This window comes from Citrobacter sp. CFNIH10 (genome assembly GCF_002934585.1).
In the GTDB taxonomy this organism is placed as follows: Bacteria; Pseudomonadota; Gammaproteobacteria; order Enterobacterales; family Enterobacteriaceae; genus Citrobacter_A; species Citrobacter_A amalonaticus.
Genome location: NZ_CP026216.1, coordinates 4,907,748 through 4,930,666, shown reverse-complemented (window position 1 = coordinate 4,930,666; position 22,919 = coordinate 4,907,748). Strand labels below are relative to the sequence as shown.

General features: G+C 52.7%; 26 protein-coding genes. 12 read left to right on the top strand and 14 right to left on the bottom strand.

Annotation, left to right across the window (positions count from 1 at the left end; genetic code table 11):
- Window positions 1-109: 109 nt before the first annotated feature.
- The gene (locus C2U53_RS28255) at window positions 110-1,765 is read left to right on the top strand and encodes an alpha-keto acid decarboxylase family protein (protein WP_044258410.1); all 1,656 of its coding nucleotides are present in this window, start codon (window positions 110-112) and stop codon (window positions 1,763-1,765) included.
- On the opposite strand, the gene C2U53_RS28250 is transcribed toward C2U53_RS28255, so the two are convergent.
- Window positions 1,766-3,001, bottom strand: coding sequence for an ion channel protein (locus C2U53_RS28250; RefSeq protein ID WP_044258412.1), 1,236 nt, complete (start codon window positions 2,999-3,001; stop codon window positions 1,766-1,768). It abuts the gene before it with no gap.
- A gap of 204 nt (window positions 3,002-3,205) precedes the next feature.
- Between C2U53_RS28250 and glk the strand changes: the two genes are divergently transcribed.
- Entirely contained in the window at window positions 3,206-4,171 is a 966-nt protein-coding gene (gene glk, locus C2U53_RS28240) for a glucokinase (protein ID WP_042999936.1), read from the top strand.
- A gap of 205 nt (window positions 4,172-4,376) precedes the next feature.
- Window positions 4,377-4,916, top strand: a complete 540-nt coding sequence (locus C2U53_RS28230) for a DUF2058 domain-containing protein (RefSeq protein ID WP_099434033.1) — start codon at window positions 4,377-4,379, stop codon at window positions 4,914-4,916.
- Window positions 4,917-4,923: 7 nt separating this feature from the next.
- Here C2U53_RS28230 and C2U53_RS28225 read toward each other — a convergent pair whose 3' ends face one another.
- Entirely contained in the window at window positions 4,924-5,622 is a 699-nt protein-coding gene (locus tag C2U53_RS28225) for an RluA family pseudouridine synthase (protein ID WP_104446808.1), read from the bottom strand.
- A 189-nt stretch (window positions 5,623-5,811) separates the two neighbouring features.
- Here C2U53_RS28225 and C2U53_RS28220 point away from each other — a divergent pair, with 189 nt between their 5' ends.
- Window positions 5,812-6,294 carry a cold-shock protein gene (locus C2U53_RS28220; RefSeq protein ID WP_042999939.1) on the top strand — a complete coding sequence of 161 codons (483 nt, stop codon included), beginning with the start codon at window positions 5,812-5,814 and terminating at the stop codon, window positions 6,292-6,294.
- 36 nt (window positions 6,295-6,330) lie between these two features.
- Here C2U53_RS28220 and C2U53_RS28215 read toward each other — a convergent pair whose 3' ends face one another.
- Both C2U53_RS28215 and C2U53_RS28210 read right to left on the bottom strand, forming a co-directional pair.
- Window positions 6,331-7,065, bottom strand: coding sequence for a LytTR family DNA-binding domain-containing protein (locus C2U53_RS28215; RefSeq protein ID WP_042999940.1), 735 nt, complete (start codon window positions 7,063-7,065; stop codon window positions 6,331-6,333).
- A gap of 14 nt (window positions 7,066-7,079) precedes the next feature.
- On the bottom strand, window positions 7,080-8,777 hold the full coding sequence (locus C2U53_RS28210) for a sensor histidine kinase (RefSeq protein WP_104446807.1): 1,698 nt from the start codon (window positions 8,775-8,777) through the stop codon (window positions 7,080-7,082).
- 388 nt (window positions 8,778-9,165) lie between these two features.
- Here C2U53_RS28210 and alaC point away from each other — a divergent pair, with 388 nt between their 5' ends.
- Window positions 9,166-10,404: an alanine transaminase gene (alaC, locus tag C2U53_RS28205; RefSeq protein ID WP_042999942.1), complete on the top strand. Its 1,239-nt coding sequence runs from the start codon at window positions 9,166-9,168 to the stop codon at window positions 10,402-10,404.
- A 64-nt stretch (window positions 10,405-10,468) separates the two neighbouring features.
- Here alaC and ypdK read toward each other — a convergent pair whose 3' ends face one another.
- Together ypdK and lpxP are read right to left on the bottom strand one after the other, a co-directional pair.
- Window positions 10,469-10,540, bottom strand: a complete 72-nt coding sequence (gene ypdK, locus C2U53_RS28200; RefSeq protein WP_010723117.1) for a membrane protein YpdK — start codon at window positions 10,538-10,540, stop codon at window positions 10,469-10,471.
- 370 nt (window positions 10,541-10,910) lie between these two features.
- Window positions 10,911-11,831: a kdo(2)-lipid IV(A) palmitoleoyltransferase gene (gene lpxP / locus C2U53_RS28190; RefSeq protein ID WP_104446806.1), complete on the bottom strand. Its 921-nt coding sequence runs from the start codon at window positions 11,829-11,831 to the stop codon at window positions 10,911-10,913.
- A 422-nt stretch (window positions 11,832-12,253) separates the two neighbouring features.
- On the opposite strand from lpxP, the gene C2U53_RS28185 reads away from it, so the two are divergent.
- A complete protein-coding gene (locus C2U53_RS28185; protein WP_042999944.1) occupies window positions 12,254-12,496 on the top strand; it encodes a DUF2545 family protein in 243 nt (80 codons plus the stop codon).
- Between the two features lie 147 nt (window positions 12,497-12,643).
- On the opposite strand, the gene C2U53_RS28180 is transcribed toward C2U53_RS28185, so the two are convergent.
- The 4 genes from C2U53_RS28180 to C2U53_RS28165 all read right to left on the bottom strand — a co-directional run bounded on the left by C2U53_RS28180 (window position 12,644) and on the right by C2U53_RS28165 (window position 15,504).
- Window positions 12,644-13,825, bottom strand: a complete 1,182-nt coding sequence (locus C2U53_RS28180) for a cyanate transporter (RefSeq protein WP_104446805.1) — start codon at window positions 13,823-13,825, stop codon at window positions 12,644-12,646.
- Window positions 13,822-14,280 (bottom strand): nucleoside deaminase, encoded by a 459-nt coding sequence (locus tag C2U53_RS28175; RefSeq protein WP_042999946.1) that lies wholly within the window; start codon window positions 14,278-14,280, stop codon window positions 13,822-13,824. Before C2U53_RS28175 ends, C2U53_RS28180 begins: the two co-directional genes overlap by 4 nt.
- A 61-nt stretch (window positions 14,281-14,341) precedes the next feature.
- Window positions 14,342-14,812, bottom strand: coding sequence for a cyanase (gene cynS, locus C2U53_RS28170; protein ID WP_044258425.1), 471 nt, complete (start codon window positions 14,810-14,812; stop codon window positions 14,342-14,344).
- Between the two features lie 32 nt (window positions 14,813-14,844).
- The gene (locus C2U53_RS28165) at window positions 14,845-15,504 is read right to left on the bottom strand and encodes a carbonic anhydrase (RefSeq protein WP_042999948.1); all 660 of its coding nucleotides are present in this window, start codon (window positions 15,502-15,504) and stop codon (window positions 14,845-14,847) included.
- A gap of 110 nt (window positions 15,505-15,614) precedes the next feature.
- On the opposite strand from C2U53_RS28165, the gene cynR reads away from it, so the two are divergent.
- The 4 genes from cynR to C2U53_RS28145 all read left to right on the top strand — a co-directional run bounded on the left by cynR (window position 15,615) and on the right by C2U53_RS28145 (window position 18,923).
- The gene (cynR, locus tag C2U53_RS28160) at window positions 15,615-16,508 is read left to right on the top strand and encodes a transcriptional regulator CynR (protein WP_099434039.1); all 894 of its coding nucleotides are present in this window, start codon (window positions 15,615-15,617) and stop codon (window positions 16,506-16,508) included.
- Between the two features lie 106 nt (window positions 16,509-16,614).
- On the top strand, window positions 16,615-17,382 hold the full coding sequence (locus C2U53_RS28155) for a basic amino acid ABC transporter substrate-binding protein (protein ID WP_042317722.1): 768 nt from the start codon (window positions 16,615-16,617) through the stop codon (window positions 17,380-17,382).
- A 67-nt stretch (window positions 17,383-17,449) separates the two neighbouring features.
- On the top strand, window positions 17,450-18,214 hold the full coding sequence (locus C2U53_RS28150) for an amino acid ABC transporter permease (protein ID WP_042999949.1): 765 nt from the start codon (window positions 17,450-17,452) through the stop codon (window positions 18,212-18,214).
- The gene (locus C2U53_RS28145; RefSeq protein WP_043001868.1) at window positions 18,201-18,923 is read left to right on the top strand and encodes an amino acid ABC transporter ATP-binding protein; all 723 of its coding nucleotides are present in this window, start codon (window positions 18,201-18,203) and stop codon (window positions 18,921-18,923) included. Before C2U53_RS28150 ends, C2U53_RS28145 begins: the two co-directional genes overlap by 14 nt.
- Window positions 18,924-18,965: 42 nt before the next feature.
- On the opposite strand, the gene C2U53_RS28140 is transcribed toward C2U53_RS28145, so the two are convergent.
- The gene (locus C2U53_RS28140; protein ID WP_042999950.1) at window positions 18,966-19,151 is read right to left on the bottom strand and encodes a YegP family protein; all 186 of its coding nucleotides are present in this window, start codon (window positions 19,149-19,151) and stop codon (window positions 18,966-18,968) included.
- Between the two features lie 127 nt (window positions 19,152-19,278).
- Here C2U53_RS28140 and C2U53_RS28135 point away from each other — a divergent pair, with 127 nt between their 5' ends.
- On the top strand, window positions 19,279-19,752 hold the full coding sequence (locus C2U53_RS28135) for an isoprenylcysteine carboxylmethyltransferase family protein (RefSeq protein WP_233591181.1): 474 nt from the start codon (window positions 19,279-19,281) through the stop codon (window positions 19,750-19,752).
- 14 nt (window positions 19,753-19,766) lie between these two features.
- On the opposite strand, the gene C2U53_RS28130 is transcribed toward C2U53_RS28135, so the two are convergent.
- Window positions 19,767-20,354, bottom strand: coding sequence for a dienelactone hydrolase family protein (locus C2U53_RS28130; RefSeq protein WP_044258427.1), 588 nt, complete (start codon window positions 20,352-20,354; stop codon window positions 19,767-19,769).
- A gap of 7 nt (window positions 20,355-20,361) precedes the next feature.
- Window positions 20,362-20,613: a zinc ribbon domain-containing protein gene (locus tag C2U53_RS28125; protein WP_042999953.1), complete on the bottom strand. Its 252-nt coding sequence runs from the start codon at window positions 20,611-20,613 to the stop codon at window positions 20,362-20,364.
- A gap of 292 nt (window positions 20,614-20,905) precedes the next feature.
- On the opposite strand from C2U53_RS28125, the gene C2U53_RS28120 reads away from it, so the two are divergent.
- Window positions 20,906-21,517 (top strand): DUF1062 domain-containing protein, encoded by a 612-nt coding sequence (locus C2U53_RS28120; RefSeq protein ID WP_104446804.1) that lies wholly within the window; start codon window positions 20,906-20,908, stop codon window positions 21,515-21,517.
- A 116-nt stretch (window positions 21,518-21,633) separates the two neighbouring features.
- On the opposite strand, the gene C2U53_RS28115 is transcribed toward C2U53_RS28120, so the two are convergent.
- A complete protein-coding gene (locus C2U53_RS28115; protein WP_044258443.1) occupies window positions 21,634-22,512 on the bottom strand; it encodes a nucleoside deaminase in 879 nt (292 codons plus the stop codon).
- Window positions 22,513-22,919 lie beyond the last annotated feature (407 nt).

Sequence of the window (22,919 nt, the reverse complement as noted above, 5' to 3'; positions counted from 1 at the left end):
CTCCGGAAACTGTAAATCCTGCTTTCCACCCTCATCGCCGCCTCTTTCTGGACAGCCCCGACGCTTCTTCAATACTCAACATGAGGTTACCGTCAGAAGGAAAGCTGTCATGCAAACCCCTTACACCGTTGCGGATTACCTGCTCGACAGAATTGCCGGGTGCGGCATCGGGCATCTGTTTGGCGTGCCGGGTGATTACAATTTGCAGTTTCTTGACCATGTGATCGACCATCCACATGTGCGCTGGGTCGGGTGTGCCAACGAGCTTAACGCTGCCTATGCGGCGGACGGTTATGCCAGGGTCGCCGGGTCCGGAGCGCTGCTGACTACCTTTGGAGTCGGGGAACTCAGTGCGATGAATGGCCTGGCGGGCAGCTATGCGGAATATGTCCCCGTTCTGCATATTGTTGGCGCCCCATGTAGCGGCGCGCAGCGTCGGGGAGAACTGATGCACCACACGCTGGGCGACGGCGATTTCCAACACTTCTACCGGATGAGCCAGTCCCTGTGTGCGGCCAGCGCTGTGTTGGATGCGCAAAACGCCTGTCATGAAATTGACCGTGTACTGAGTACGATGTTGACCGCCCATCGCCCGGGTTACCTGATGCTGCCTGCTGACGTGGCGAAACGTCCCGCGTTGCCTCCTTCAGCGGAACTGATCCTCTCTGCACCGGAATCGCAGGGGAGCGTGGTGACGGCATTTCGCTATCATGCCCGACAAAAGCTGATCAACAGTCCCCGCGTGGCGCTGCTGGCCGATTTTCTCGCCCACCGTTTTGGTCTACAACCGGTCCTGCAACGCTGGATGGCCGAGACGCCTATCGCCCACGCCACGCTGTTGATGGGAAAAGGACTTTTCGATGAACAACAGCCGGGATTTGTCGGCACCTATAGCGCGGGGGCCAGCAGTGACGACGTCCGTCAGGCGATAGAAGAGGCGGATACGACGATTTGTGTGGGTACCCGATTCGTCGATACGCTAACGGCTGGCTTCACCCAGCAACTGGCGCTGGAACGCACAATTGAGGTGCAGCCGCAGGCATCGCGGGTGGGAGGCATCTGGTTCAGTGGACTGTCTATGGAGCAGGCGGTTACCACGTTACGTGAGCTATGCCTGGAACTCTCCATTGCGCCGCCGCCCGTTAAACCTGCGACCGTACAGCTGCACATCGAACGAGGTCCACTGACCCAGGAGAACTTCTGGCATACCGTGCAGCAGGCGCTGGCACCCGGCGATCTGATCCTGGCCGATCAGGGAACGGCGGCATTTGGGGCCGCGTCCCTGTTGTTGCCTACGGGGGCGGAACTGATTGTCCAACCGCTCTGGGGATCGATAGGCTATTCGCTGCCCGCCGCGTTTGGCGCGCAAACGGCGGCGCCTGAGCGTCGGGTTATCCTGATAACCGGCGACGGCGCGGCGCAACTGACCATCCAGGAAATCGGCTCCATGTTGCGCGACGGGCAAACGCCGGTAATTCTGGTACTCAACAACGACGGCTACACCGTCGAGCGAGCTATCCACGGGGAGAAACAACGGTACAACGATATTGCTTCCTGGAACTGGACGCAGATCCCTCGGGCATTCAGCCTTGCGGATCAGGCTGAATGCTGGCGGGTGACTCAGGCCATCCAGCTCGAGGAAGTTCTGGCCCGGCTGGCACGTCCACAACGGCTCTCGCTGATTGAGGTCGTGCTGCCAAAAGCCGATTTACCCGTGCTGTTACGTAAGGTCACTCAGGCGCTGGAGTCGCGTAACAGCGGGTGACTATTTGTCCTCCCGGTTGGCGACCATCATGGGTTTGCCCGCCAGCAACAGCCAGGCCGGAAGCATCACAATACACAGAAGCGGCAGCAGGGTGGTATCCGGTACCACCACAGCAGCCATAAACAGGCTAAGCCAGCCGTCACGGGTGACGACCAGCACCAGGCCAAGAATAGCGCAGGAGACGGTAATCGCGGCCGGAACGGCTTCAACGTGGGCGTGCAGCATCAAACCTAATGCCACGCCGATAAACACGGCCGGGAAGATCCGCCCGCCGCGAAAACCACTGGCCGCAGCAATGACCAGCGCAGCGAGCTTTATCACCGCGAGCATGAAGAAATCCGTGGTACCGAGCGTCTGACTGAACGCCATTTGCTGCATTTCATCCAGACCTTTAAACAGCGTCAGTGGTCCACCCATCACGCCGAGTAACCCTAACAGGAAACCTCCAACGCCGAGGATCAGCACCGGATTCTTCAGGCGATGCAGTAAAGCGTGCAGCCGGGGTAAGCACCAGACCGCCACCATCCCCGCGGCAATAGCAATCGCCGCCACCACGGCTCCGGAGAAAATGTCCACGATGCGCATCTGGGTGTAATGGGCGATCGGGAGCGAGAAATGCGGGTGAAAAAACAGGCTGGTGGTCAATGAACCTGCCGCCGCCGCCATTAACGGCGCAAAGAGGCGATCCCACAAAGGGGTATCGTTAGAGCCACTCAGGGTTTGCGAGAAAATCAGCGCGGCGGCGACCGGCGTGCCAAACAGGGCGCCGATGGTGCCGGCCGAGGCCAGAATGGTCCAGTCGAGGGCGCCAATCCGTGGGAAAAACCGACGTCCCAGCGCAACGGCTAGCGCGATGTTAACGGCCATAATCGGATGTTCGGGACCAAGGCTGACGCCACCCGCCAGACCCAGCACCAGTGCGATGATTAGGCCTGGCAATGCAACAGGAGAAATTGGCGCACCGATCAGCGGTTCGGTGGCCGGATCAGGGCCAGCGTGCCCGGTGCTGTAACGAATCACCAGCCCCACCAGAACCCCGGTTAACGTCAGGGTGAGCATGATCCAGAGCGGGGAATCGGCGGCAATCCCCACACTTCCCGGCAGACGTTGCCAGAGTATGCTCTGTAAGATGGAAGCAAACTTCATGACCACAATCAGGACTAAACTGGATGCAACCCCCAGAATCAGCGCGGGGATCGACAATAACAACATGGTTCTGGCTCGCGGATGGAGCATGTTTTTTTCCTTAATACCGTGTCTTACATTCAGTTTGCCGCGTCAGCCAGATGGCATCGCTGCAAATGGTGCTGAAACGATAAAGTTATTGTGTGACCTGGATCGATATTTTCAGGGGACTCGCTTTTCTGAGATTGTTGTTATGCCCCCGTATATTTACAGTGTGGCAAAGACTTATTTTGACTTTAGCGGAGCAGTAGAAGAATGACAAAGTATGCTTTAGTAGGTGATGTCGGCGGCACCAACGCTCGTCTTGCTCTGTGTGATATCGACAGTGGTGACATCTCGCAGGCTAAAACCTATTCCGGTCTGGACTATCCCAGTCTGGAAGCTGTCGTGCGTGTTTACCTCGATGAGCACAAGGTGAAAGTGGACGCTGGCTGTATCGCGATCGCCTGTCCGATTACGGGTGACTGGGTGGCTATGACCAACCATACCTGGGCGTTTTCTATTGCGGAGATGAAAAAAAATCTCGGTTTCAGTCATCTGGAAATCATTAATGATTTCACTGCGGTGTCGATGGCGATCCCGATGCTGAAAAAAGAGCATTTGATCCAGTTTGGCGGCGCGGAACCGGTTGAAGGTAAACCTATCGCAGTGTATGGCGCGGGCACCGGTCTGGGGGTATCGCATCTGGTTCATGTTGATAAACGCTGGGTTAGTCTGCCGGGCGAGGGTGGTCATGTCGACTTCGCGCCGAACAGCGAAGAAGAGGCGATCATCCTGGAGGTCCTGCGCGCTGAGATTGGTCACGTCTCTGCAGAACGCGTGCTTTCTGGTCCGGGTCTGGTAAATTTGTATCGTGCAATCGTCAAATCTGACGGACGTCTGCCAGAAAATCTGCAGCCAAAGGATATTACCGAACGTGCGCTGGCCGACAGCTGCACGGACTGTCGCCGCGCGCTGTCGCTGTTCTGTGTGATTATGGGGCGCTTTGGCGGCGATCTGGCGTTAACGCTGGGCACCTTTGGCGGCGTCTACATTGCCGGTGGTATCGTGCCGCGCTTCCTGGAGTTCTTCAAAGCCTCGGGGTTCCGTGGCGGTTTTGAAGATAAAGGTCGCTTTAAGGCCTACGTTCAGGATATTCCGGTGTATCTGATTGTTCACGATAACCCCGGTCTGCTCGGTTCCGGCGCGCATTTGCGCCAGACGTTAGGCCAGATTCTGTAAGTCTCGTTCCACAGGAAAACCGCGTGTCCCACGCGGTTTTTTGGTCTCTGCTCTCTGCGTCGCACGGGTTCACAGTTTATGACCAGGCGGCATCCGTAACCCTGTCCGAGCATAACGAGACCCGTAAACCACGTCCACCAACTGGTATCGTCGCAAAAATTGCAGGTATAATCTCAGACATCATTCCACAGGTTTATAAGTAAAGATGACGAAACTTACCTTACAAGAGCAGATGCTAAAAGCGGGTTTAGTAACCAGCAAAAAAATGGCGAAAGTCCAGAGAACGGCTAAAAAATCACGCGTGCAGGCTCGTGAGGCAAGAGAGGCAGTTGAAGAGAATAAAAAGGCACAGCTTGAGCGTGACAAGCTGCTCAGTGAGCAGCAAAAGCAGGCGACGCTGGCGAAAGAATTTAAAGCCCAGGTAAAGCAACTGATTGAAATGAATCGTATCACTGTCGCAAAAGGCGACATTGGCTTTAACTTCACCGATAACAATCTCATCAAGAAAATCTACGTCGATAAACTGACCCAGACGCAGTTGATTAACGGACGTCTGGCGATTGCGCGTTTGTTTACCGATAACAGCGCCGAGAGCGAATACGCGATTATCCCGGCCAGCGTCGCCGATAAAATTGCGCAGCGTGACGCAACCAGCATCGTATTGCACAGCGCGTTGAGTCAGGAAGAGCAGGATGAAGACGATCCGTATGCTGATTTTAAAGTGCCTGATGATCTGATGTGGTAAGTCGTATTCAGAACGGCGCGGCGTGATGCACGTTGATGCGCTCCCCGCTAATGGGGTGAGTAAAGCGTAATTCGCTGGCGTGTAGCATCAGCCGTGCGGTTTGTTCTGTACCGGGCAGCAGGCGACCGCCATACAGGTCGCAACCCAGAATAGGGTGCCCCAACAGCTGGCAGTGAATACGTAGCTGATGCGTACGTCCGGTCTCCGGCGTGAGCTGGACCCGCGTCAACGGCAGTATAGTTCCGTCGTCCTGCGGTTGGTTAATACGTGCGACGACCTGATAACGTGACCGCGCGGGTTTGCCATTGACCGGGCTAATTGACATCAGCGGGAACCGTGCCGGATCGTTGGCTATCGGCGCATCAATCACTCCTTCGTCAGCGTTCAGATGGCCGCAGAGCAATGCGCTGTAGACTTTACTGACGGTGCGCTGGCTGAACTGGTGGCAGAGGGCGGCATTGACGGCCTTATTACGCGCCACGACCATCAGTCCGGACGTGCCGAAATCCAGACGGTGGACCAGCGTGCAGCCAGGATATTGCTGAACCAGCCGATAGTGTACCGAATTGAGATTTTGTGGATTTTTCCCTGAAAGACTGAGCAGCCCGCTGGGTTTATTGATCAACAGCAGGTGATCGTCCTGATAGAGCGTCTCTATCTCGTCGTTGCACGGTGGGGCAATAAAGGTATCAATAATCGTAGACATCAGGCTGCCCGACGGGAAAGTGGGTGCGGATGATAACCCATTTTCAGCCGACCGGCGAATGACGGCGGCTTTACTTTCTCTCGCGTCGCTAAAATTAATCATCCAGACTTAAGCCAAAGACGTGGCCTGCGCAGGCAATGTGCTTTACACTGCGCGCTGCAAAAAATTGAGTGGATTAACCAGACGGTAATGGCGATGAACGGAACAATCACAACGTGGTTTAAAGATAAAGGTTTTGGATTTATCAAAGATGAGAACGGCGATAATCGCTATTTTCATGTGATTAAGGTTGCCAACCCTGAGCTTCTCAAGAAAGATGCGGCGGTAACCTTTGAGCCCACCACCAACAACAAAGGTCTTTCTGCGTATGCGGTGAAGGTCGTGCCGGACAGCAAATATATCTATATCGCGGGCGAGCGTCTTAAGCTCACCTCGATTAAGTCCTTCGTGGTATTCAGTGAAGAGATCCCGGCCGACACGCCGATTGATAAAGAAAATGCAGTGCTCTCTGTCGGGCTACTGATGAGCAACATCCGACCGAAAACTACGGCGACACCGGGTGAAATGCGCACGGTAAAAAAACTGGCGATCACCACTTTCCAGGGCACGACATTAATCTTCTCGGAAGATGAGATTGATATCGAGTCCACGGTTAAAATGCTCAAAGTTTGATTATTGTGCTGCCGCGCAGCAGCACAGTTCAGCCGATTACAGATGCATTAACTGGCGGAATTCTTTCACCTTACTGCGGCTTACGGGAATTTCAAATTCCAGATCCTTGAGCCGCAGAATATAGGTATTGTTGAACCACGGCTCGATCTCGCGAATCTTGTTCAGGTTGACGCAGAACGAGCGGTGACAGCGGAAAAAATGCGAAGGCGGCAGTTTGTTGCAGAACTCGGTGATGTTGATGGGCATCACGTACGATTCCCGCCGCGTATAAACAAACGTCATTTTCTCATGCGCTTCGGCATAATAGATATCGTTGATCGGGGTAACGATGATCCGCTCATCTTTAATTAGATTGATGGTGTCATTTTCACGCGCCACGGGCCCAACCCCAGCAGCGCCAGACTGTTGCTGCTGCCAGGCCGCCTCCAGTTTTTGCAGCATTCCGACAATTCGCGATTCCTGATACGGCTTGAGAATATAGTCAAACGCTTCCAGTTCGAACGCTTCAACCGCATGTTCTTTCCACGCGGTAATAAACACAATAAACGGCTTATGGGCGAACTGGCTGATATTTTGCGCCAGCAGAACGCCGTCCAGAGACGGAATATTGATATCAAGAAAAATGGCGTCAACGCGCTGATGCTGCAAAAACTTCAGCACATCCAGACCGTCGTCAAACGTCCCGACAATCTCCATCTGGCTATGTTCTTTAATCAGCCAACTGAGTTCCTGTTGGGCGAGGAATTCATCTTCAACGATGATGACTTTCACAGTGTTACTCCGGCTTAAAGCAATAACGTGGCGGGCGTAGCCGTTGCCGAACGCTGGTTGGGGACATAAAAGGCGATTTCGGTGCCTGGTTCCAGGCGGCGTATATGCAGGCCTTCACCAAATAACAGCTTAACGCGATGATGGACATTAAGCAGGCCAATTTTATTGCCCGGCATTTCGTTGGACTCCACGCGCTCGATCACTTTCGGATCGATACCGTGGCCGGTATCCCTTACCGCAATGCGCACCCGGTTGCCGCACTCGGCGACGCTAATCGTTACCACGCCTTTCCCTTTGCAGGGCTGAATGCCGTGGACGATGGCGTTCTCCACTAACGGTTGTATCAGCAGGCTGGGAATGGTGCAGTTGACCTCTTCATCAATATCATAAATCACGGTCAGCTTGTCGCCAAAACGGGCCTGTTCAATGGCAATGTAATCCTTGATTTGATACAGCTCTTTTTTGATGTCGATCTGCTCGTCGTCCTTTAACTCAATGTTATAGCGCAGATAACGCGACAAATTAAAAATGAGCTGACGGGCAGTGTCCGGATTAAGTCGAATCGACGACGAAATCGCGTTCAGGGCGTTAAACAGGAAATGAGGATTAATTTTGCTTTGCAGCGCACGTAGCTCTGCCTTATTTGCCATTTCCCGCAATTGCTCGGTGCGGGAGACTTCGAGCTGGGTTGAGATAATTTGCGACAGACCCACCGCCATCTCCTGCAATGATGAGGTGATTTGATGGGCGTGACAATAGTAAATTTTTAGCGTACCGGTCACCACGCCTTTTTCCCATAATGGAATGACCAGCATGGAGTGGATCTCCGGCGTGCGGTGCGCTTCATCATTGTTTTTAATAATGATTTCACCATGATTGATCGCCTGCTGAGTGGTCGGACTGACGAAGTCATCGTGGTTGCGGTAATTTGCTTCCCCGACGCCGACGTAGGCCAGCACATGCTGGGTATTGGTAATGGCGACCGCATCGGCGTGGATATCGTGACGAATGATGTCGCAGATCTGGCGCAGCGATTCGCTGTTGACCTTGCGAAACAGGGGCAGGGTTTTATTGGCGATATCCAGCGCCAGCTTGGCTTGCCGCGCGGCGCTCGCTTCTTTTTCCCCCTCAACGCTCTGAACCAGCAGCACGATAAACCCGATACAGACGCTACCGAGGATCATCGGAATACCGATTTTCGAGACAATATCCAGCCCCAGTTCAGTGGTTGGTGCCCAGAGGACCACCAGGATCATCGTCAGCGTTTCGCAAAGCATGCCGCCTAAAATTCCGGCGCGCCAGTGTTGGGCTTTGGGGATCCTGCGGTTAATCCAGCCCGCGAGGCAGCCCGCCAGAATACTGGTAATAAAGCAGGGGATTGCCGTCACGCCGCCAATGTCGATCAGGTAACGGTGCGTTCCTGCGATCACCCCCGTAATAATGCCGACCCACGGACCAAACAGGATGCCGCCGGACATTACGGCAATGATCCGCACGTTCACCAGCGATCCTTCTACCGGTACACCAGACCAGGTACTGAACAACGCGAACATCGAAAAAATCGCGGTGACAGCAAGCAATTCCTTTGGCGTATGGGCAGACTTATGCAGCAGCTCGCGAAACAGGCGGATGCGGATGAGAAAGAACAGGCAAAATAGCATCAGCGCTGCGCGGTCAAACACGGCCAGCAGCATGGTAAATATTTCGTGCACGGGGGGACTCTTGCCAAAGGATTAAAGCCCTATGATAGGTAACCTCAGGGTGGATGACCAGCCTGCTGAGATCTTGCGGCTAATGAGGAAAAACCATAATTTTAAAAGGGGATTGATGGTTGATTGGTGTATTTACAATACATCTCATAAAACGCCCGCTTTCATGGTTATCATCATGGCAACAAAATGTTACTGGAAGGTAATATTGAGCAGTGTCGAAAACCTGTTATTTCCCCTTTTAAAATTGTTATTCCTCATTTGGTGAACGAAAAAATATTTTCCTTTCCCTCTCGACAGAAGGATTTTAATCAGGCTATTTTCTAAACGTGCCACCATCGTGGCAGCGTCGCTCGGACGGTCCGGGCGCTAACGTGAATCTGAGGAAATTATGGCTGACTCTCGCCCTGAACGTCGCTTTACGCGTATTGATCGTCTTCCCCCTTACGTTTTTAACATCACCGCTGAACTGAAGATGGCTGCGCGTCGGCGCGGCGAAGATATTATCGACTTCAGCATGGGGAACCCGGACGGCGCGACGCCGCCTCATATCGTCGAAAAACTGTGTACCGTGGCGCAGCGCCCGGATACGCACGGTTATTCAACTTCTCGCGGTATTCCGCGTCTGCGTCGGGCCATCTCCCGGTGGTATCAGGAACGTTATGATGTCGATATCGACCCGGAATCCGAAGCGATTGTCACCATCGGCTCAAAAGAGGGGCTGGCGCATCTGATGCTGGCCACGCTCGATCACGGTGATACGGTGCTGGTGCCGAACCCCAGTTATCCCATTCATATTTACGGTGCGGTGATCGCCGGCGCGCAGGTCCGTTCTGTTCCGCTGGTGGAAGGTATCGATTTCTTCAACGAGCTGGAACGTGCGATTCGCGAAAGTTATCCAAAGCCGAAGATGATGATCCTCGGCTTCCCGTCTAACCCGACGGCACAGTGCGTTGAGTTAGAATTTTTTGAGAAAGTGGTCGCGCTGGCGAAGCGTTACGATGTGCTGGTGGTGCACGATCTGGCTTATGCCGACATCGTTTACGACGGCTGGAAAGCGCCGTCCATCATGCAGGTGCCTGGCGCTCGCGACGTGGCGGTGGAGTTTTTCACCCTGTCGAAAAGCTACAACATGGCCGGCTGGCGTATTGGCTTTATGGTCGGTAACAAAACGCTGGTCAACGCGCTGGCGCGGATTAAGAGCTATCACGATTACGGGACGTTTACCCCGTTGCAGGTTGCGGCGATTGCGGCGCTGGAAGGCGATCAGCAGTGCGTACGGGATATCGCCGAGCAGTATAAGCGTCGCCGTGACGTGCTGGTGAAAGGCCTGCATGAGGCCGGATGGATGGTCGAAATGCCGAAGGCTTCGATGTACGTATGGGCGAAGATCCCGGAACAGTATGCCGGCATGGGGTCGCTGGACTTCGCGAAGAAACTACTGAACGACGCCAAAGTATGTGTATCGCCAGGCATTGGTTTTGGTGATTACGGCGATACCCATGTCCGCTTCGCGCTGATTGAGAACCGCGATCGCATTCGTCAGGCGATCAGAGGGATTAAATCAATGTTCCGCGCCGATGGCTTGCTGCCAGCCGGGACGAAATCACCCTCTGAGACACTTGAGTAAAACCCAGTCCTTCCAAACGCAAACAGGAGCCATCGGCTCCTGTTTTTTTGCTGCATTGTTGTCTTTAGATCATCAGAGCAAACGTACCGGCCCAAACGATGACCATAAAAGAAATGCCCATAAAGAAATATTTCACTTTCATCTCTCCGCGCAATAACTGATACGCCTGAATGAATTTCATCTCATCTGATTATAGAGAGCTGATACCGGTAAAAACGAAACCCAGAATATTCCTCATTTCGTTTACGGCACCACCTCAGAATTCTGTGCGTTGATTGCTCCAGACGGCGCTAATGTACGCCTAAAAATGAGGCGAGACAAGAGGGATTTTTTTATTTACTTTTAGTAACTTACAACTGTCGTGATTCGGCGACAGTATAATTGCAGACGGTAATAAATCACATTTGAGCGACGCGATTGACGACCTGAAAAACGAGGATAAAAACCATAACATAATCAAGGTTATTGGCGAGTGACAGGCAATAAAAAAGGCCTTGCGGCCTTTTTTAAATGTAGAGTGAGGTTTCACCCATTGGACGGGTTTTAAAGCGGCGATGGATCCAGAGATACTGTTCGGGCGCGCGCATGATCTCTTTCTCGATAATCTTGTTCATATAGGCAGCAGCCTGATTTTCATCCGCCGGGTAGCCTTGCATCTCTGGTGAGATATACAGACGGTAGCCGCAATTACCGGCTTTTCTGACCATCGTTACGGTGAGCATCGCGGAACCTGACAGGCGCGACAACACATAGGTACCATTAGTGGTCGCTACGTTTTTAACGGCGAAGAACGGCGCGAAAGAACTGCCTTTCGGGCCGTAATCCTGGTCGGGAGCAAACCAGACGGCTTCCCCTTTTTTCAGGGCACCGACGATACCGCGCAGATTGTTTCTGCCGATCATCGCTTTATTCGAACGCATCCGTCCACGTGTCTGTACCCATTCCATCAGCGGATTGTTGTGTGGACGATAGGTTGCCATCATCGGCTGGCAAAGCCCCATTACCCGGCCACCCAGTTCCAGTGACATAAAGTGAACGCCAACGACCATCACGCCGCGGTTTTGCACCTGCGCGCGCTGTAGGTTTTCCAGTCCCTCAACATCAAACCATTTACGCACGCGACGGTCAGGCCAGAACCAGGCCATACCGGTTTCCAGCAGCGCCATCCCGAGAGAACGGAAATTCTCTTCAATCATCTTTTCTCTCTGTTCCGGAGAATAAGACGGGAAGCAGAGCTCAAGATTTTTGCGGGCAATAGACTCGCGACGTTTCAGTAAGGGGCGCGCCAGTGTGCCCGTCCGGGTGCCGAGAAAGCACAGAACAGGGTAGGGCAGTTGCACCAATAACCAGAGCACACCGAGGCCAAACCAGGTGAGCCAGTAACGCGGATGCAGAAACGCGCGGGAAAATTTGCATGTTGGGAACATAAACACCTTCTATAGATACCCATTTTTGTATCGCAGAAGATGAATTCTCCAACGCGGTACACTCAATGTCTTAGGCCATCATGTACGACAATGGTTCCTGCTAAGAGTGTAAAACTGCGTCAGGATAAAACCACGAGGGGCATGAATGCTGGACGTATAATGTACCATCAGGGGATTAATGTCAGCCACAAATAATTAATCAAGAAGCGTAAATATTTGCATGGCGTATAAAGGATAATGGCGTGTTTTTTAATTATTTGTTTTTAATAAGGTTAGAAAAGCACAATGCGGAATATTCGTATAATTAGACTTGTTATAAAAAAGTTGTGAAATTTGCTGGTGGTGGCGCTTTAGTTTATGATGAAAAGTATAAGGAGAGTAAGGATTTAGGTTTGGAGTTCACGCAAAAAGGAGGTACAGCGATGATCTTTTTTTTAGCCTTTCTGCTCGCGAGTATGCTGGGTGTCAGCGGGTATATCGCGCAGGTTTTAGGTTGGATATCAGCCATTAGCGCGCTTCTTGGCATGGTCGTTCTGGCAGTGCTGATATACTACACCACGATGTGGTTGACTGCGGGTGATGAAATGGTCACAGGATTGTTTCTTTTTCTTTCACCTGCCTGCGGCCTGATCATTCGTTTTATGGTGGGTTACGGTAAGCGTTAATTTGCACGGCAATAAATCATTATTATTGATGATTGCCATTTTTATATTGGGTTGTCGCGTCCTGTGGGAAAGTGCCAGCCAACTGGCACTTTCGTTGTCAGCCCCCCCGAAACGACCCGGTTAATCCTCTGTTCTTCCGTTCGTGCCTTATTCGGCGACTGACCACTCCTGTGGATAGCGTGCGGGAACGAAACGCACTGTGAGCGCCATCAGTCCGGCGATACAGAGGGCATGGAACGTCCAGTCAAGCCAGTAATTGCCGCTCAGACTGCGCAAGAGACCAGAGAGCCAGGGAGAGAGGCCAGCAATAATAAAACCAATCCCCTGCATGAAAGCGACTATTTTACCGGAGATTACCGGATGTCGGGCATGGTCGAGCGCCAGCACCAGACATAAAGGAAACGCGCCGCCCAGGCCGATACCGCACACCACCGCCCAGAGAATCGGCAATTGCGCAGGCCAGAGGATAAAACCACAAAAGCCGAGCATCTGTAGTGCCAGCGTGAAAAGCAGCAATTTACGGCGTTCCTGATGATGCGCGAGCATAGGCAGTATGAGCGCTCCCGCCGTTTGACCGACGGTCATCAGCGCCAGCAGCGTGCCGCTGAACTGCGCACTTTTGCCCAGTTGAATATAGTACGGCGGCAGCCAGGCAATCAGACTGCCGTAACCGCCATTGATCACGCCAAAATAAAGCCCCAGCGTCCAGGCACGCGGGTTGAGGACGACGCGCACGGCGGCACCTTTCGGGTGAGTGATCGGCATCTCTGCGGAGCGGCGTTGTGCTAGCCAGCCAACCAGAGCAATCAGCGCGGGCAAGGCCCACCATGCCAGCGAGCGATGCCAGAGTTCGCTGTGTTGCGCGATCCACGGCGTCAGCGCCGCCCCGAGTCCCCCGCCCCCCATCAATGCGGCCGACCAGAGTCCCATCACCTGCGGCATGCGGCGATGAAAAAGACGCTTAATCACCGTGGGCATCACCACCTGAATGATCCCGATACCAATGCCGCCCAGCAGAGCGCTGCTGAGCAGCACAACGCTGTGCGGCGCCAGTTCACGAAGCAACGCGCCGGTCATCACCATCAACAAACTCAAGGCGACACTGATATGCTCGCTGATATGGCGATTGATCCACCCGCCAGCCAGCGCCAACGCGCCCATGGCGATCATCGGTAGCGCCGTGAGCAGCGACGCCACGGCAAAGCTCATGCCGCTGGCAGCGCGCAGCTGTGGCAGAAGCGGGCCGACAGAAGTCAGCAGCGGACGCATGTTCAGGCCTATCAGCACCAGAACCAGCAGCATCAGGCCAACGCGGGGAGTTTTGTTCATGACTGTTTTTCAGCCCAGCGTTGATACACCGCCAGACCGTTAGGCTGCGGAAGATGATGAACGGGCAGGGTTTGCTGCTCGAGAGGCTGCTGTAGTTGCTGATAAATGGCAGCCGTAGAAAGACGGAACGTTTCGCCGTCGCCATTGCTGTTGGCGAACCAGACCTCTTTCACCCCGGTGAGATACATCGCGCTAAGGCACATTGGGCACGGTTGTCCGCTGGCGTAAACCACGCATTCGCGGAGCGCTGCACTGCCTGAATGGGCAGCAATCGCCCGAATGGCATTGAGTTCCGCATGTCCGGTGGGATCATCATCCAGGTGCAGCGTATTGACGGCTTCGGCGATCGCGACGCCGTTGCGGACAATGACCGCGCCAAACGGGCGTCCACCCTGTTCAACGTTACGGGCCGCCAGGGCCAACGCCTGTTGCAGATAGTTATCATGTGCAGACATGCTTTACTCCTGTGAGCAAATAAAAGAAGAACGATACGCCTGCGCGTACCGTTCTGATGGATTAAAAAGGCTTCGTTGGCAAGTACTTACCATCCAGAGTAATCACGGCGCGCTCGCCACCTTCTGGATCCGCCACTTTTTTTACATCCAGCCTGAAATTTATGGCGCTGATAATGCCGTCGCCAAATTTTTCGTGGACCAGCGCTTTTAGCGTGGTGCCGTAAACCTGCAACATCTCATAGAAGCGGTACATCGTCGGGTCTGTCGGTACGCGATCGTCAATACTGCCGCGCAGGGGAATGGTCTGTAACAACAGGACTGCATCGCTGTCGAGGGCCAGCTTCTCGCCGATGAGGCGCGCAGCATCGGCCGGGAGGGCATGTTGACCGAGCAGCGCGGCGGTGACAAAGGCTTCGGATAAGCCGGTACCGTCCGCAAGCTGGGCAAATGTGAGATCCTTTTTGGCTTTGCTCAGCAGGATCTGGTCAGCCAGGACCAGGCGAATATCACGGTTAATTTGCGACTGAATCATGATGAATCCTCATTGATACGTTAAAAAATAGCTCAGGCTGCGGATGGCTGGCGGTAAGGCATCGCGCAGGTGTCTGGGTTTTTCGCCAAAGAGACGAACTGTCTGCTGGCACCGTCGTAAGCGGCAATCTCTGCACTTTCGATGTCGTAAACCCAGCCGTGTAGCGCGATGCGCCCCTCTTCGAGCGCGAGGCGCACGGAGGGATGGGTCTGGATGTTGGCGAGTTGCGCGATGACGTTTTCACGCACCATTGAGGCCGTTTTCTCAGCCAAAGAGGTGTGCATTCGTGACTCGTTAACGACGCGAGCGGAGTCCGCATAACGCAACCAGTGGTTGACGGCAGGCATATGATCCAGGCAGTGACAGCCGGCAATGGCGGTCATCGCACCGCAGTCTGAGTGTCCGCAGATCACAATGTCGCTGACGCGAAGCGCAGAGACGGCGTATTCCACCGAGGCGGTTACCCCGCCGGGCTCCGGCCCGTATGATGGCACAATATTTCCGGCGTTGCGGATCACGAACAGATCGCCAGGCTCGCGCTGCGTGACCAGTTCGGGAACCAGGCGGCTGTCCGAACAGGAGATGAATAACGCCCGGGGATTTTGCTGGGTGGCAAGGCGTCTGAACAATTCCGCGCGTTCAGGAAAGACCTTGCGCTGAAACTTCAGGAAGCCATCAATAATCTCTTTCACGAATAATCCTCTGTCTCGCTATGCGATGGACACAGGCTACGCACTTCATGTCATAAGATAAAAGACTCATTTATAATGGAGGCTATTGGAAAATCTTATAGGTAATGGCGATGCTGGATCGACACACTCACTATTTTCTTGCCGTCGCGGAACATCACGGATTCACTCGTGCAGCGGCGGCGCTGCACGTTTCGCAACCGGCGCTATCGCAGCAAATCAGGCAACTGGAGGAGGCGCTGGGCGTTCAGTTGTTCGATCGTAGCGGGCGTTTGACCCGGTTGACCGATGCGGGAGAGGTTTATTTGCGCTATGCGCGTAGCGCGCTACAGGCGCTGGAAGAGGGCAAACGTGCCATTCATGATGTGGAGGATCTGAGCCGGGGGGCCCTGCGCGTCGCGGTGACGCCTACCTTTACCGCCTGGTTTATCGGCCCGTTACTGGCCAAATTCTATACCCGCTATCCTAATGTGACTTTACAGTTGCAGGAGCTCTCGCAGGACAACATCGAAGAGAGGCTGGTCAACGATAAACTGGATGTTGGCATTGCTTTTGATGAGATTAACTCTGCGGATATCGATGCACAGCCGTTGCTGACTGAAAACCTGGCCCTGGTTGTGGCAAATCATCATCCGCTGGCGGCACAGGCATCGGTGGATTTAAGCGTGCTCAATAATGAAAAGTTGATTTTATTGAGCGCGGAGTTTGCTACCCGGGAACAGATTGATCGTTACTGTCGTCAGGCTGGACTGCAACCGCAGATCCACATAGAGGTTAATTCCATCAGCGCGGTGCTGGAACTGGTGCGGCGCACGGGATTATCCACGCTATTGCCTGCGCCTATCGCGTTGCAAAGCAACGATCTGCGGGCCATTTCACTGACGCCACAACTGCTCGAACGCACGGCCGTATTATTGCAGCGCAAAGGCGCCTGGCAAAGCGCCGCCGCCAGGGCGTTTGTCGCGATGGCGCAAGAAGGCGTTAAGACGGTGAAAGTGACACGCTAAGCGGCGTTTCGGCGAGGTAAGCCGCGGAGCAGATTGTGATTGCATAAGGAAAGTAGTTTGGGTATTTTTATGCAGTAAATGTGCATAAAAATAACAGGAGAAGGGAATGTTCAGTCAGTGGATAAAAGCAGGATGTTTGATGATGGCGTTGACCGGGGCCGCTTTTGCAGCACAAGAAACCTACGTGGTCGGCGCGGGTGGCACCTATCGCCCATTTGAATTTGAAAACAGCCAGAAACAACTGGAAGGCTTTGATATCGATATTATTAAAGCCATTGCTAAAGCAGAAAATTTTGATGTCAAACTGGTCAACACGCCGTGGGAAGGTATCTTTGCGACGCTGGGTTCCGGGGATCGCGACATCATTATCTCGGGGATCACCATCACGGATAAACGTAAGCAGATGGTGGATTTTTCTCTTCCTTATTTCCCGGCGGAGCAGTCCATTGTCGTTCCGGCTGATTCAAAAGTGAGTTCTCTGGACTCGCTGAAAACGGAAAAGGTTGGCGTCGTTAACTCCAGCACCGGCGACATTGTGGTTTCTGGCGTTCTCGGGAAAAACAGCACCGCAATTAAGCGTTTCGACAACACGCCGTTAATGCTGCAGGAATTGTTTGAAGATGGCGTCAGCGCGGCGGTTGGCGATGTTGGCGTGGTGAAATACTACATCAAGCAGCATCCGGAAAAACAGTTCAAGCTTGTGCCGGATGCCAAGTTTGAGCGCCAGTATTTTGGTATTGCGGTCGCCAAAGGGAATACCGAATTACAGCAAAAGATTAACGCGGGATTGAAGAAAATCATCGCTGACGGTACCTACGATAAAATTTATAAAACCTGGTTTGACAGTGAAGTCCCGACGCTTCCGTCAGAGTAATTTGCATTATTAATTTATTTTTTAGGCTGACACGCGGTCTGTGTCAGCTTTTTTGCAGGGGAAAACCATGACGGGATTTCGTTGGGAAATCATCCAGGAGTATGCGCCATTATTTATGGAAGGCGCGTGGATGACCATAAAATGCACCATCATCTGTGTCTGTCTTGGCACACTCTGGGGGCTGACGCTGGGGCTGGGCCGCATGGCGAAAGCCGAGCACGGTTTCTGGAAATACGCACTCCGCTATTTTGTTCAATATCCCGTTCGTTTCTACGTCAGCGCCTTTCGCGGAACGCCACTGTTTGTTCAGATCATGGTCGTCCATTTTGCGCTGGTACCGCTGTTCATCAATCCCCGTGACGGAATTCTGGTCACCAGCGGGCTGATGAGCGCCGATTTTGCCCGCGAATTGCGCTCGGGCTACGGGGCTTTCTTATCCTGTATTGTGGCGATCACGCTGAATGCCGGGGCTTATGTTTCTGAGATCTTCCGCGCGGGGATCCAGTCGATTGACCCCGGTCAGATGGAGGCCTCGCGAGCGCTGGGGATGCCGTGGTGGAAAACCATGCGCAAAGTCATTCTGCCTCAGGCTTTTCGCCGTATTCTTCCACCGCTGGGCAATAACGCCATTGCGATTGTCAAAGATTCCTCACTCGCCTCGGCGATCGGTCTTGCCGATTTGGCCTACGCGGCGCGTACGGTTTCAGGCGCTTACGCCACCTACTGGGAACCCTACCTGACCATTTCACTGGTGTACTGGGTACTCACCTTCCTGCTGGCGCAGCTGGTTAACCGTCTGGAAAAAAGGTTTGGTAAAAGTGATCCACATTAAAAATTTACATAAACATTTTGGTGACAACCACGTTCTGCGCGGGATTGACTGTGATATCAAACCGCAGGAAGTGGTGTGCATCATTGGCCCGTCAGGGTCCGGGAAAAGCACCTTTTTACGCTGTATGAATGCGCTTGAGACAGTCACCGAAGGCGAAGTGATGGTGAATGGTTTTGCCGTTCACGATCGCAAAACCGATCTCAATAAAATGCGCGAAAGCGTGGGGATGGTGTTCCAGCGTTTTAATCTGTTTCCGCACATGACGGTGCTGGACAACCTGATGATGGCACCGCAAATGTTGTTGGGGCTCTCGCGTCGCGATGCGACCAGCCGGGCAGAAATGTTGCTGGAAAAGGTCGGATTAAGCGATAAACGCGACGCCTGGCCTTCACGCCTGTCGGGCGGTCAACAGCAACGTGTGGCGATTGCCCGCGCGCTGGCAATGAACCCCTCGATCATGTTGTTCGATGAGCCAACCTCGGCGCTGGATCCAGAGTTAGTGGGGGATGTGCTGGAGGTTATGAAGAATCTGGCCAATGAAGGCATGACCATGGCGATTGTCACTCACGAAATGGGGTTCGCCCGTGAAGTGGCGGATCGGGTCATCTTCATCGATCACGGTATTATCCAGGAAGAGGGATCGCCTGACGTGCTTTTTACATCGCCAGCGAATCCGCGAACGGCTGAATTTTTAAGTAAGGTTCTTTGATATTAGAGGCCAGATCGGTATTTCCCGATCTGGCCAATTACGTCAAAATCCGATCTGCTCTTTTATCGTTTTGCTACTGCCGTTTGTTTTTACTGGCGCGATGCCCGCATCACGCGATTGCACGGAGGCATACATCTGGCTGGCGCCAATAATCTGATGATTACCTGCTTTCAATACAAAACGGAATTGATCGTTTGTACTCTTACTCAATTCAAACCAACCGGCCATCATTATCGCCTTTTTGAAAAGAGAGGAATTACCGGACCGTATTGAGCATCGTTTAGTGATAATTTATCAGGCACTATTCGAAGGGAACTGTAAAGTCTCAAACTAGTCGCGATGCAGAAGGAGAGAAATGAAACAGATCAATGTGCGTCTCGCAAAGCTCAGAAGTCGGTTTCCGCCGCCGGTCATTTTGTTAATCTTTGTGGTCGGGGATTGTTTGACCGCAAATCCGCGTTTTACCTTTGGCCTGGTCACCCAGGTGCTGAGTCTGGCGATTGCTGCAGTCAGTCTTGGCATCATTCTGACGACCGCGTGGCACATGCATGTGAGTCGCACCACCCTCAATCCACTACAGGCGGATAAAACAACGACGCTGGTTACGCACGGATGTTATGCCTGGAGTCGAAATCCTATTTATCTTGGACTGATCGGTGTGCAATTTGCCGTTGCGCTCTGGTTGGGCAGTCTGCCTGGCATGATTGCCGTGCCGCTCTTTATGCTGGCGGTGGCCCGGTTGCATATCGATTTTGAAGAGTTCGAGTTACATAAGCGTTTTGGTGCACAGTGGGAGCACTACACTAAACAGGTTCGCCGCTGGCTATAAAGGCAGGATGTCGACTATCCGCAGACCGCGTCAACAAATGCGATGGCATCAGCGACAGCATGGCGCGCCTGCCACGCAAGGTATCCGGGGCTGTCTGCGTCACAAAAGCCGTGCTGTGCATCGTACATATGACATTGCACCAGGGGCAATGTTTCCAGCTTCTGTTGTAGCGCCGTAGGGTCGAATGACGGCTCATGGCGAGCCATGATCATCAGCGCAGGGCAGTGCGGTAACTCATCGCTGTACTGGCGAATGCGAGAGCCATAATGACAAATAACCCCGTCACACAAGCCGCTTCCTGCGACCCGCCATGCGAGCGTTGCCCCGGTGCTGTAGCCGATGACAATCAATTTGCGATGTTGCGCACGCAGTGTGGTAAGCAACGTTAAGATGGGTTGTGGATCAAAACCAACGTGGATTGAAAAATAGCGATACGCCTCATCCTGCTGAGCATAGCTGTACGGCGCGTCATGCGGAAAAAGTGCGGGAACGTAGACGTCGAAACCACGCGCCCGCCACATTTCCCTGGTGCGATGTATATGCGCATTGATGCCGTAGATTTCATGCAGGATCACGACGGCATCTGACCGTTGGGTTGGCATCGGTGGTTTAGTCGTCTGCTTTGTGTGCCCAGGCAGGCATGGATGTCAGATAACGGATTGCGCGCTTACGTGACTCCTCAGGGCCCACTTTTTGCCAGGAATCCAGAAATCCTGCCAGACCGGAAACGGCGTCATCCCAGGGCTTCAGATTGCCTTCGGCATCGCTGCAATAGGCACAGTATTTATCGCTCGCCCCTTTGGCATCGGGTGCGGAAAGTGGCATTCCGCAGGCATGGCAAAACTGTTCTTGCTGTGACATTTCACGCTCCTTGTATCCTGTGGTTGATGAATGAATATACGGTTATTTTTCGAGAAGAATCCGATGCCAGATCAAATAACCCTGATAGTAGTGTCACAAATATTGATTTGATTTATGTATTGAGAGGCCAGGGGTCTGTTAGTCTTGCTGGCCTATCGGTAACTCAAGGGATTGTTGTGCTGGAAATCTTTTCTTAACCCACTGAAAAATATCTTCAAATATTTTTCGCATAGCAAAATTCATGGTTCGTCCAGGACGAATCCGTTTTTGTATGGGTTAAAAAAGGGTCAACATGCACGTCACATGGACTGTCAGTCCCGTGGGATATCAGCGCATTGCGAAGCGCTGTCCTGCCTGCAATATCAAACGCGATTTCATCCCTTCCGGGGCTTTCAGAATGAATTCGCAAAAGAAGCTGCTTGATGTCTGGAGCATCTATAAGTGCCTTCATTGCGATTATACCTGGAATATCAATCTGTTCTCTCGACTCCCTGTCAGCCGTATTGACCGCGATCTTTTTGCGCGGATCGTTGGCAATGACGCAAGCGCGATCCTGCTTTTCGCTCACGATCGCCAGGTTTTGAAGCGAAATAATGCTGAGCTTTCCGGTAGCCCGGAGTTTGCTGTTCGCGAACAGTGGCGGATGACGCTTGCCCGGCATCAACAGGTGAAGGTCACTATCCGCTTAACGACCGCCTTTCAGGTCAGTCTGTTGTCGGTGATGAAAAAGCAGTTACGACTCAGTACGGGGGAGGTCGCGCGACGGATTGCAGAAGGGAAGATTCGCGGCATTACGCTGCGTGAGCTAAAAAATCGCAAAATTCATGATATGGCGTATGAGTTTTGGATGAGCCCCGACGCGTTCTTCGCGACCCGAAAAATACACATCGGAGTGAAACGCTAAACCAGACGACGCCAGCCAGTATGGCGGGCGTCACCGTCCAACGAGTCAATCCTGCGAGGGATATCGCGTTTCCGTGATGAGGTCTTTTTATTTTACGGACAATTTCTCCTGAAATATCAATCTTCAAGTGAGATAAATTCTTCGCAAAAAGGCGTATAGGGACGCAGATTCGCGTAATTCCGCGAGAAGCGAAGTCTGCGGTCAATATTTTTGACCAGCCTGTTTGTGGAATCTTCATTCAGGAGTTTACACACGTGCCGTGTATCCAGACGTAATATTTTGCACGCCTCCAGCGTTGGACAGAAATTCATGGAATGGAACGTGATCTGTTTTTCACTTCTCGCCACCACAGGCATTTCATCAACTGTGGTGTGAAATCGACTTACCAGCAAGCGATGGGCCGCTTCTAACAGATTGCTGTGTTCAGCACGCAGTATCGCGCTATTCTCACAGAACCAGGCCGTTCGACGCGCAATGGAATCGGCATTCAGCGCCCTAAGATCGTCATCGGTCGCCGAACGTAGTCTATTGATTTCATTTCGAACATCCGCGCGATAAAGAGTTGCGCATTCTCGCTGAAGAATACCTTTATGTACGGTAATATCCATTCCTGCTTTATCAAACGCTTCAGTACAGAGGAATAAAATCCGTCGCCGCCCCTGGGCCAGCGCATCCTGAATAGAGTATCCAAAGGCTATCTCTTTGATACCTGACCACGCAATGGCGAAGGCACACATCGGACAAGGTTCACTGGTTGAGAGAAGAAGACAACCGGATAAATCTTTGCCGATCTTTTTCCCGGCGAGTTTAATGGCATTAATTTCCGCGTGCGATGTCGGGTCTGATTCTGTTTCCTCACCATCATGCGCAGAGGCAATGATTTCCCCATCCTTGATGATGACTGCGCCAAAACCTTTATTTCCTTCACGCAGACTTTCTTCCGCTTCACGAATGGCGTGGCGCATATAGGATTCAAGTTGAATAATATCATCCATAAGTTATTTATTCCGTGGCGTATTTTTATGAATTATTACACCGCCGTTATTCCGCTGGCAAGGAACAATAACAGAATTTACTGCCACACAAAAAAGCGTTATTTACGTAAGGTTTGGTGACTCATTATTTATTTGAAAAGAGATTTCTGCATAAACGCGCCGATCCCCTGTGCGATGCCGCCGAATAAAAACATCAGTATTCCCGGAACGACTGACGCCGTGCCAAACGGCTGCGCGTTTTTTCGCAACCGTCTTTTTTTGCAAAACACAATTAATGCGTTCTTATTACAAAAATAGTTTCTATTCGCATCTTATCTATTCTTGCGGTCGCTGTAATTCCATACTTTTTATCTGGTTATCTGTGAATGCTTTCACAACATCCATTCAGTCATAAGCCTAGCCTCATA

Bases quoted from the DNA above. Each gene is read 5' to 3' on its own strand.
- C2U53_RS28255 (WP_044258410.1), top strand. From the start codon at position 110: ATGCAAACCCCTTACACCGTTGCGGATTACCTGCTCGACAGAATTGCC.
- C2U53_RS28250 (WP_044258412.1), bottom strand. From the start codon at position 3,001: ATGCTCCATCCGCGAGCCAGAACCATGTTGTTATTGTCGATCCCCGCG.
- glk (WP_042999936.1), top strand. From the start codon at position 3,206: ATGACAAAGTATGCTTTAGTAGGTGATGTCGGCGGCACCAACGCTCGT.
- C2U53_RS28230 (WP_099434033.1), top strand. From the start codon at position 4,377: ATGACGAAACTTACCTTACAAGAGCAGATGCTAAAAGCGGGTTTAGTA.
- C2U53_RS28225 (WP_104446808.1), bottom strand. From the start codon at position 5,622: ATGTCTACGATTATTGATACCTTTATTGCCCCACCGTGCAACGACGAG.
- C2U53_RS28220 (WP_042999939.1), top strand. From the start codon at position 5,812: ATGGCGATGAACGGAACAATCACAACGTGGTTTAAAGATAAAGGTTTT.
- alaC (WP_042999942.1), top strand. From the start codon at position 9,166: ATGGCTGACTCTCGCCCTGAACGTCGCTTTACGCGTATTGATCGTCTT.
- lpxP (WP_104446806.1), bottom strand. From the start codon at position 11,831: ATGTTCCCAACATGCAAATTTTCCCGCGCGTTTCTGCATCCGCGTTAC.
- C2U53_RS28185 (WP_042999944.1), top strand. From the start codon at position 12,254: ATGATCTTTTTTTTAGCCTTTCTGCTCGCGAGTATGCTGGGTGTCAGC.
- C2U53_RS28180 (WP_104446805.1), bottom strand. From the start codon at position 13,825: ATGAACAAAACTCCCCGCGTTGGCCTGATGCTGCTGGTTCTGGTGCTG.
- C2U53_RS28175 (WP_042999946.1), bottom strand. From the start codon at position 14,280: ATGTCTGCACATGATAACTATCTGCAACAGGCGTTGGCCCTGGCGGCC.
- cynS (WP_044258425.1), bottom strand. From the start codon at position 14,812: ATGATTCAGTCGCAAATTAACCGTGATATTCGCCTGGTCCTGGCTGAC.
- cynR (WP_099434039.1), top strand. From the start codon at position 15,615: ATGCTGGATCGACACACTCACTATTTTCTTGCCGTCGCGGAACATCAC.
- C2U53_RS28155 (WP_042317722.1), top strand. From the start codon at position 16,615: ATGTTCAGTCAGTGGATAAAAGCAGGATGTTTGATGATGGCGTTGACC.
- C2U53_RS28150 (WP_042999949.1), top strand. From the start codon at position 17,450: ATGACGGGATTTCGTTGGGAAATCATCCAGGAGTATGCGCCATTATTT.
- C2U53_RS28140 (WP_042999950.1), bottom strand. From the start codon at position 19,151: ATGGCCGGTTGGTTTGAATTGAGTAAGAGTACAAACGATCAATTCCGT.
- C2U53_RS28135 (WP_233591181.1), top strand. From the start codon at position 19,279: ATGAAACAGATCAATGTGCGTCTCGCAAAGCTCAGAAGTCGGTTTCCG.
- C2U53_RS28130 (WP_044258427.1), bottom strand. From the start codon at position 20,354: ATGCCAACCCAACGGTCAGATGCCGTCGTGATCCTGCATGAAATCTAC.
- C2U53_RS28125 (WP_042999953.1), bottom strand. From the start codon at position 20,613: ATGTCACAGCAAGAACAGTTTTGCCATGCCTGCGGAATGCCACTTTCC.
- C2U53_RS28120 (WP_104446804.1), top strand. From the start codon at position 20,906: ATGCACGTCACATGGACTGTCAGTCCCGTGGGATATCAGCGCATTGCG.
- C2U53_RS28115 (WP_044258443.1), bottom strand. From the start codon at position 22,512: ATGGATGATATTATTCAACTTGAATCCTATATGCGCCACGCCATTCGT.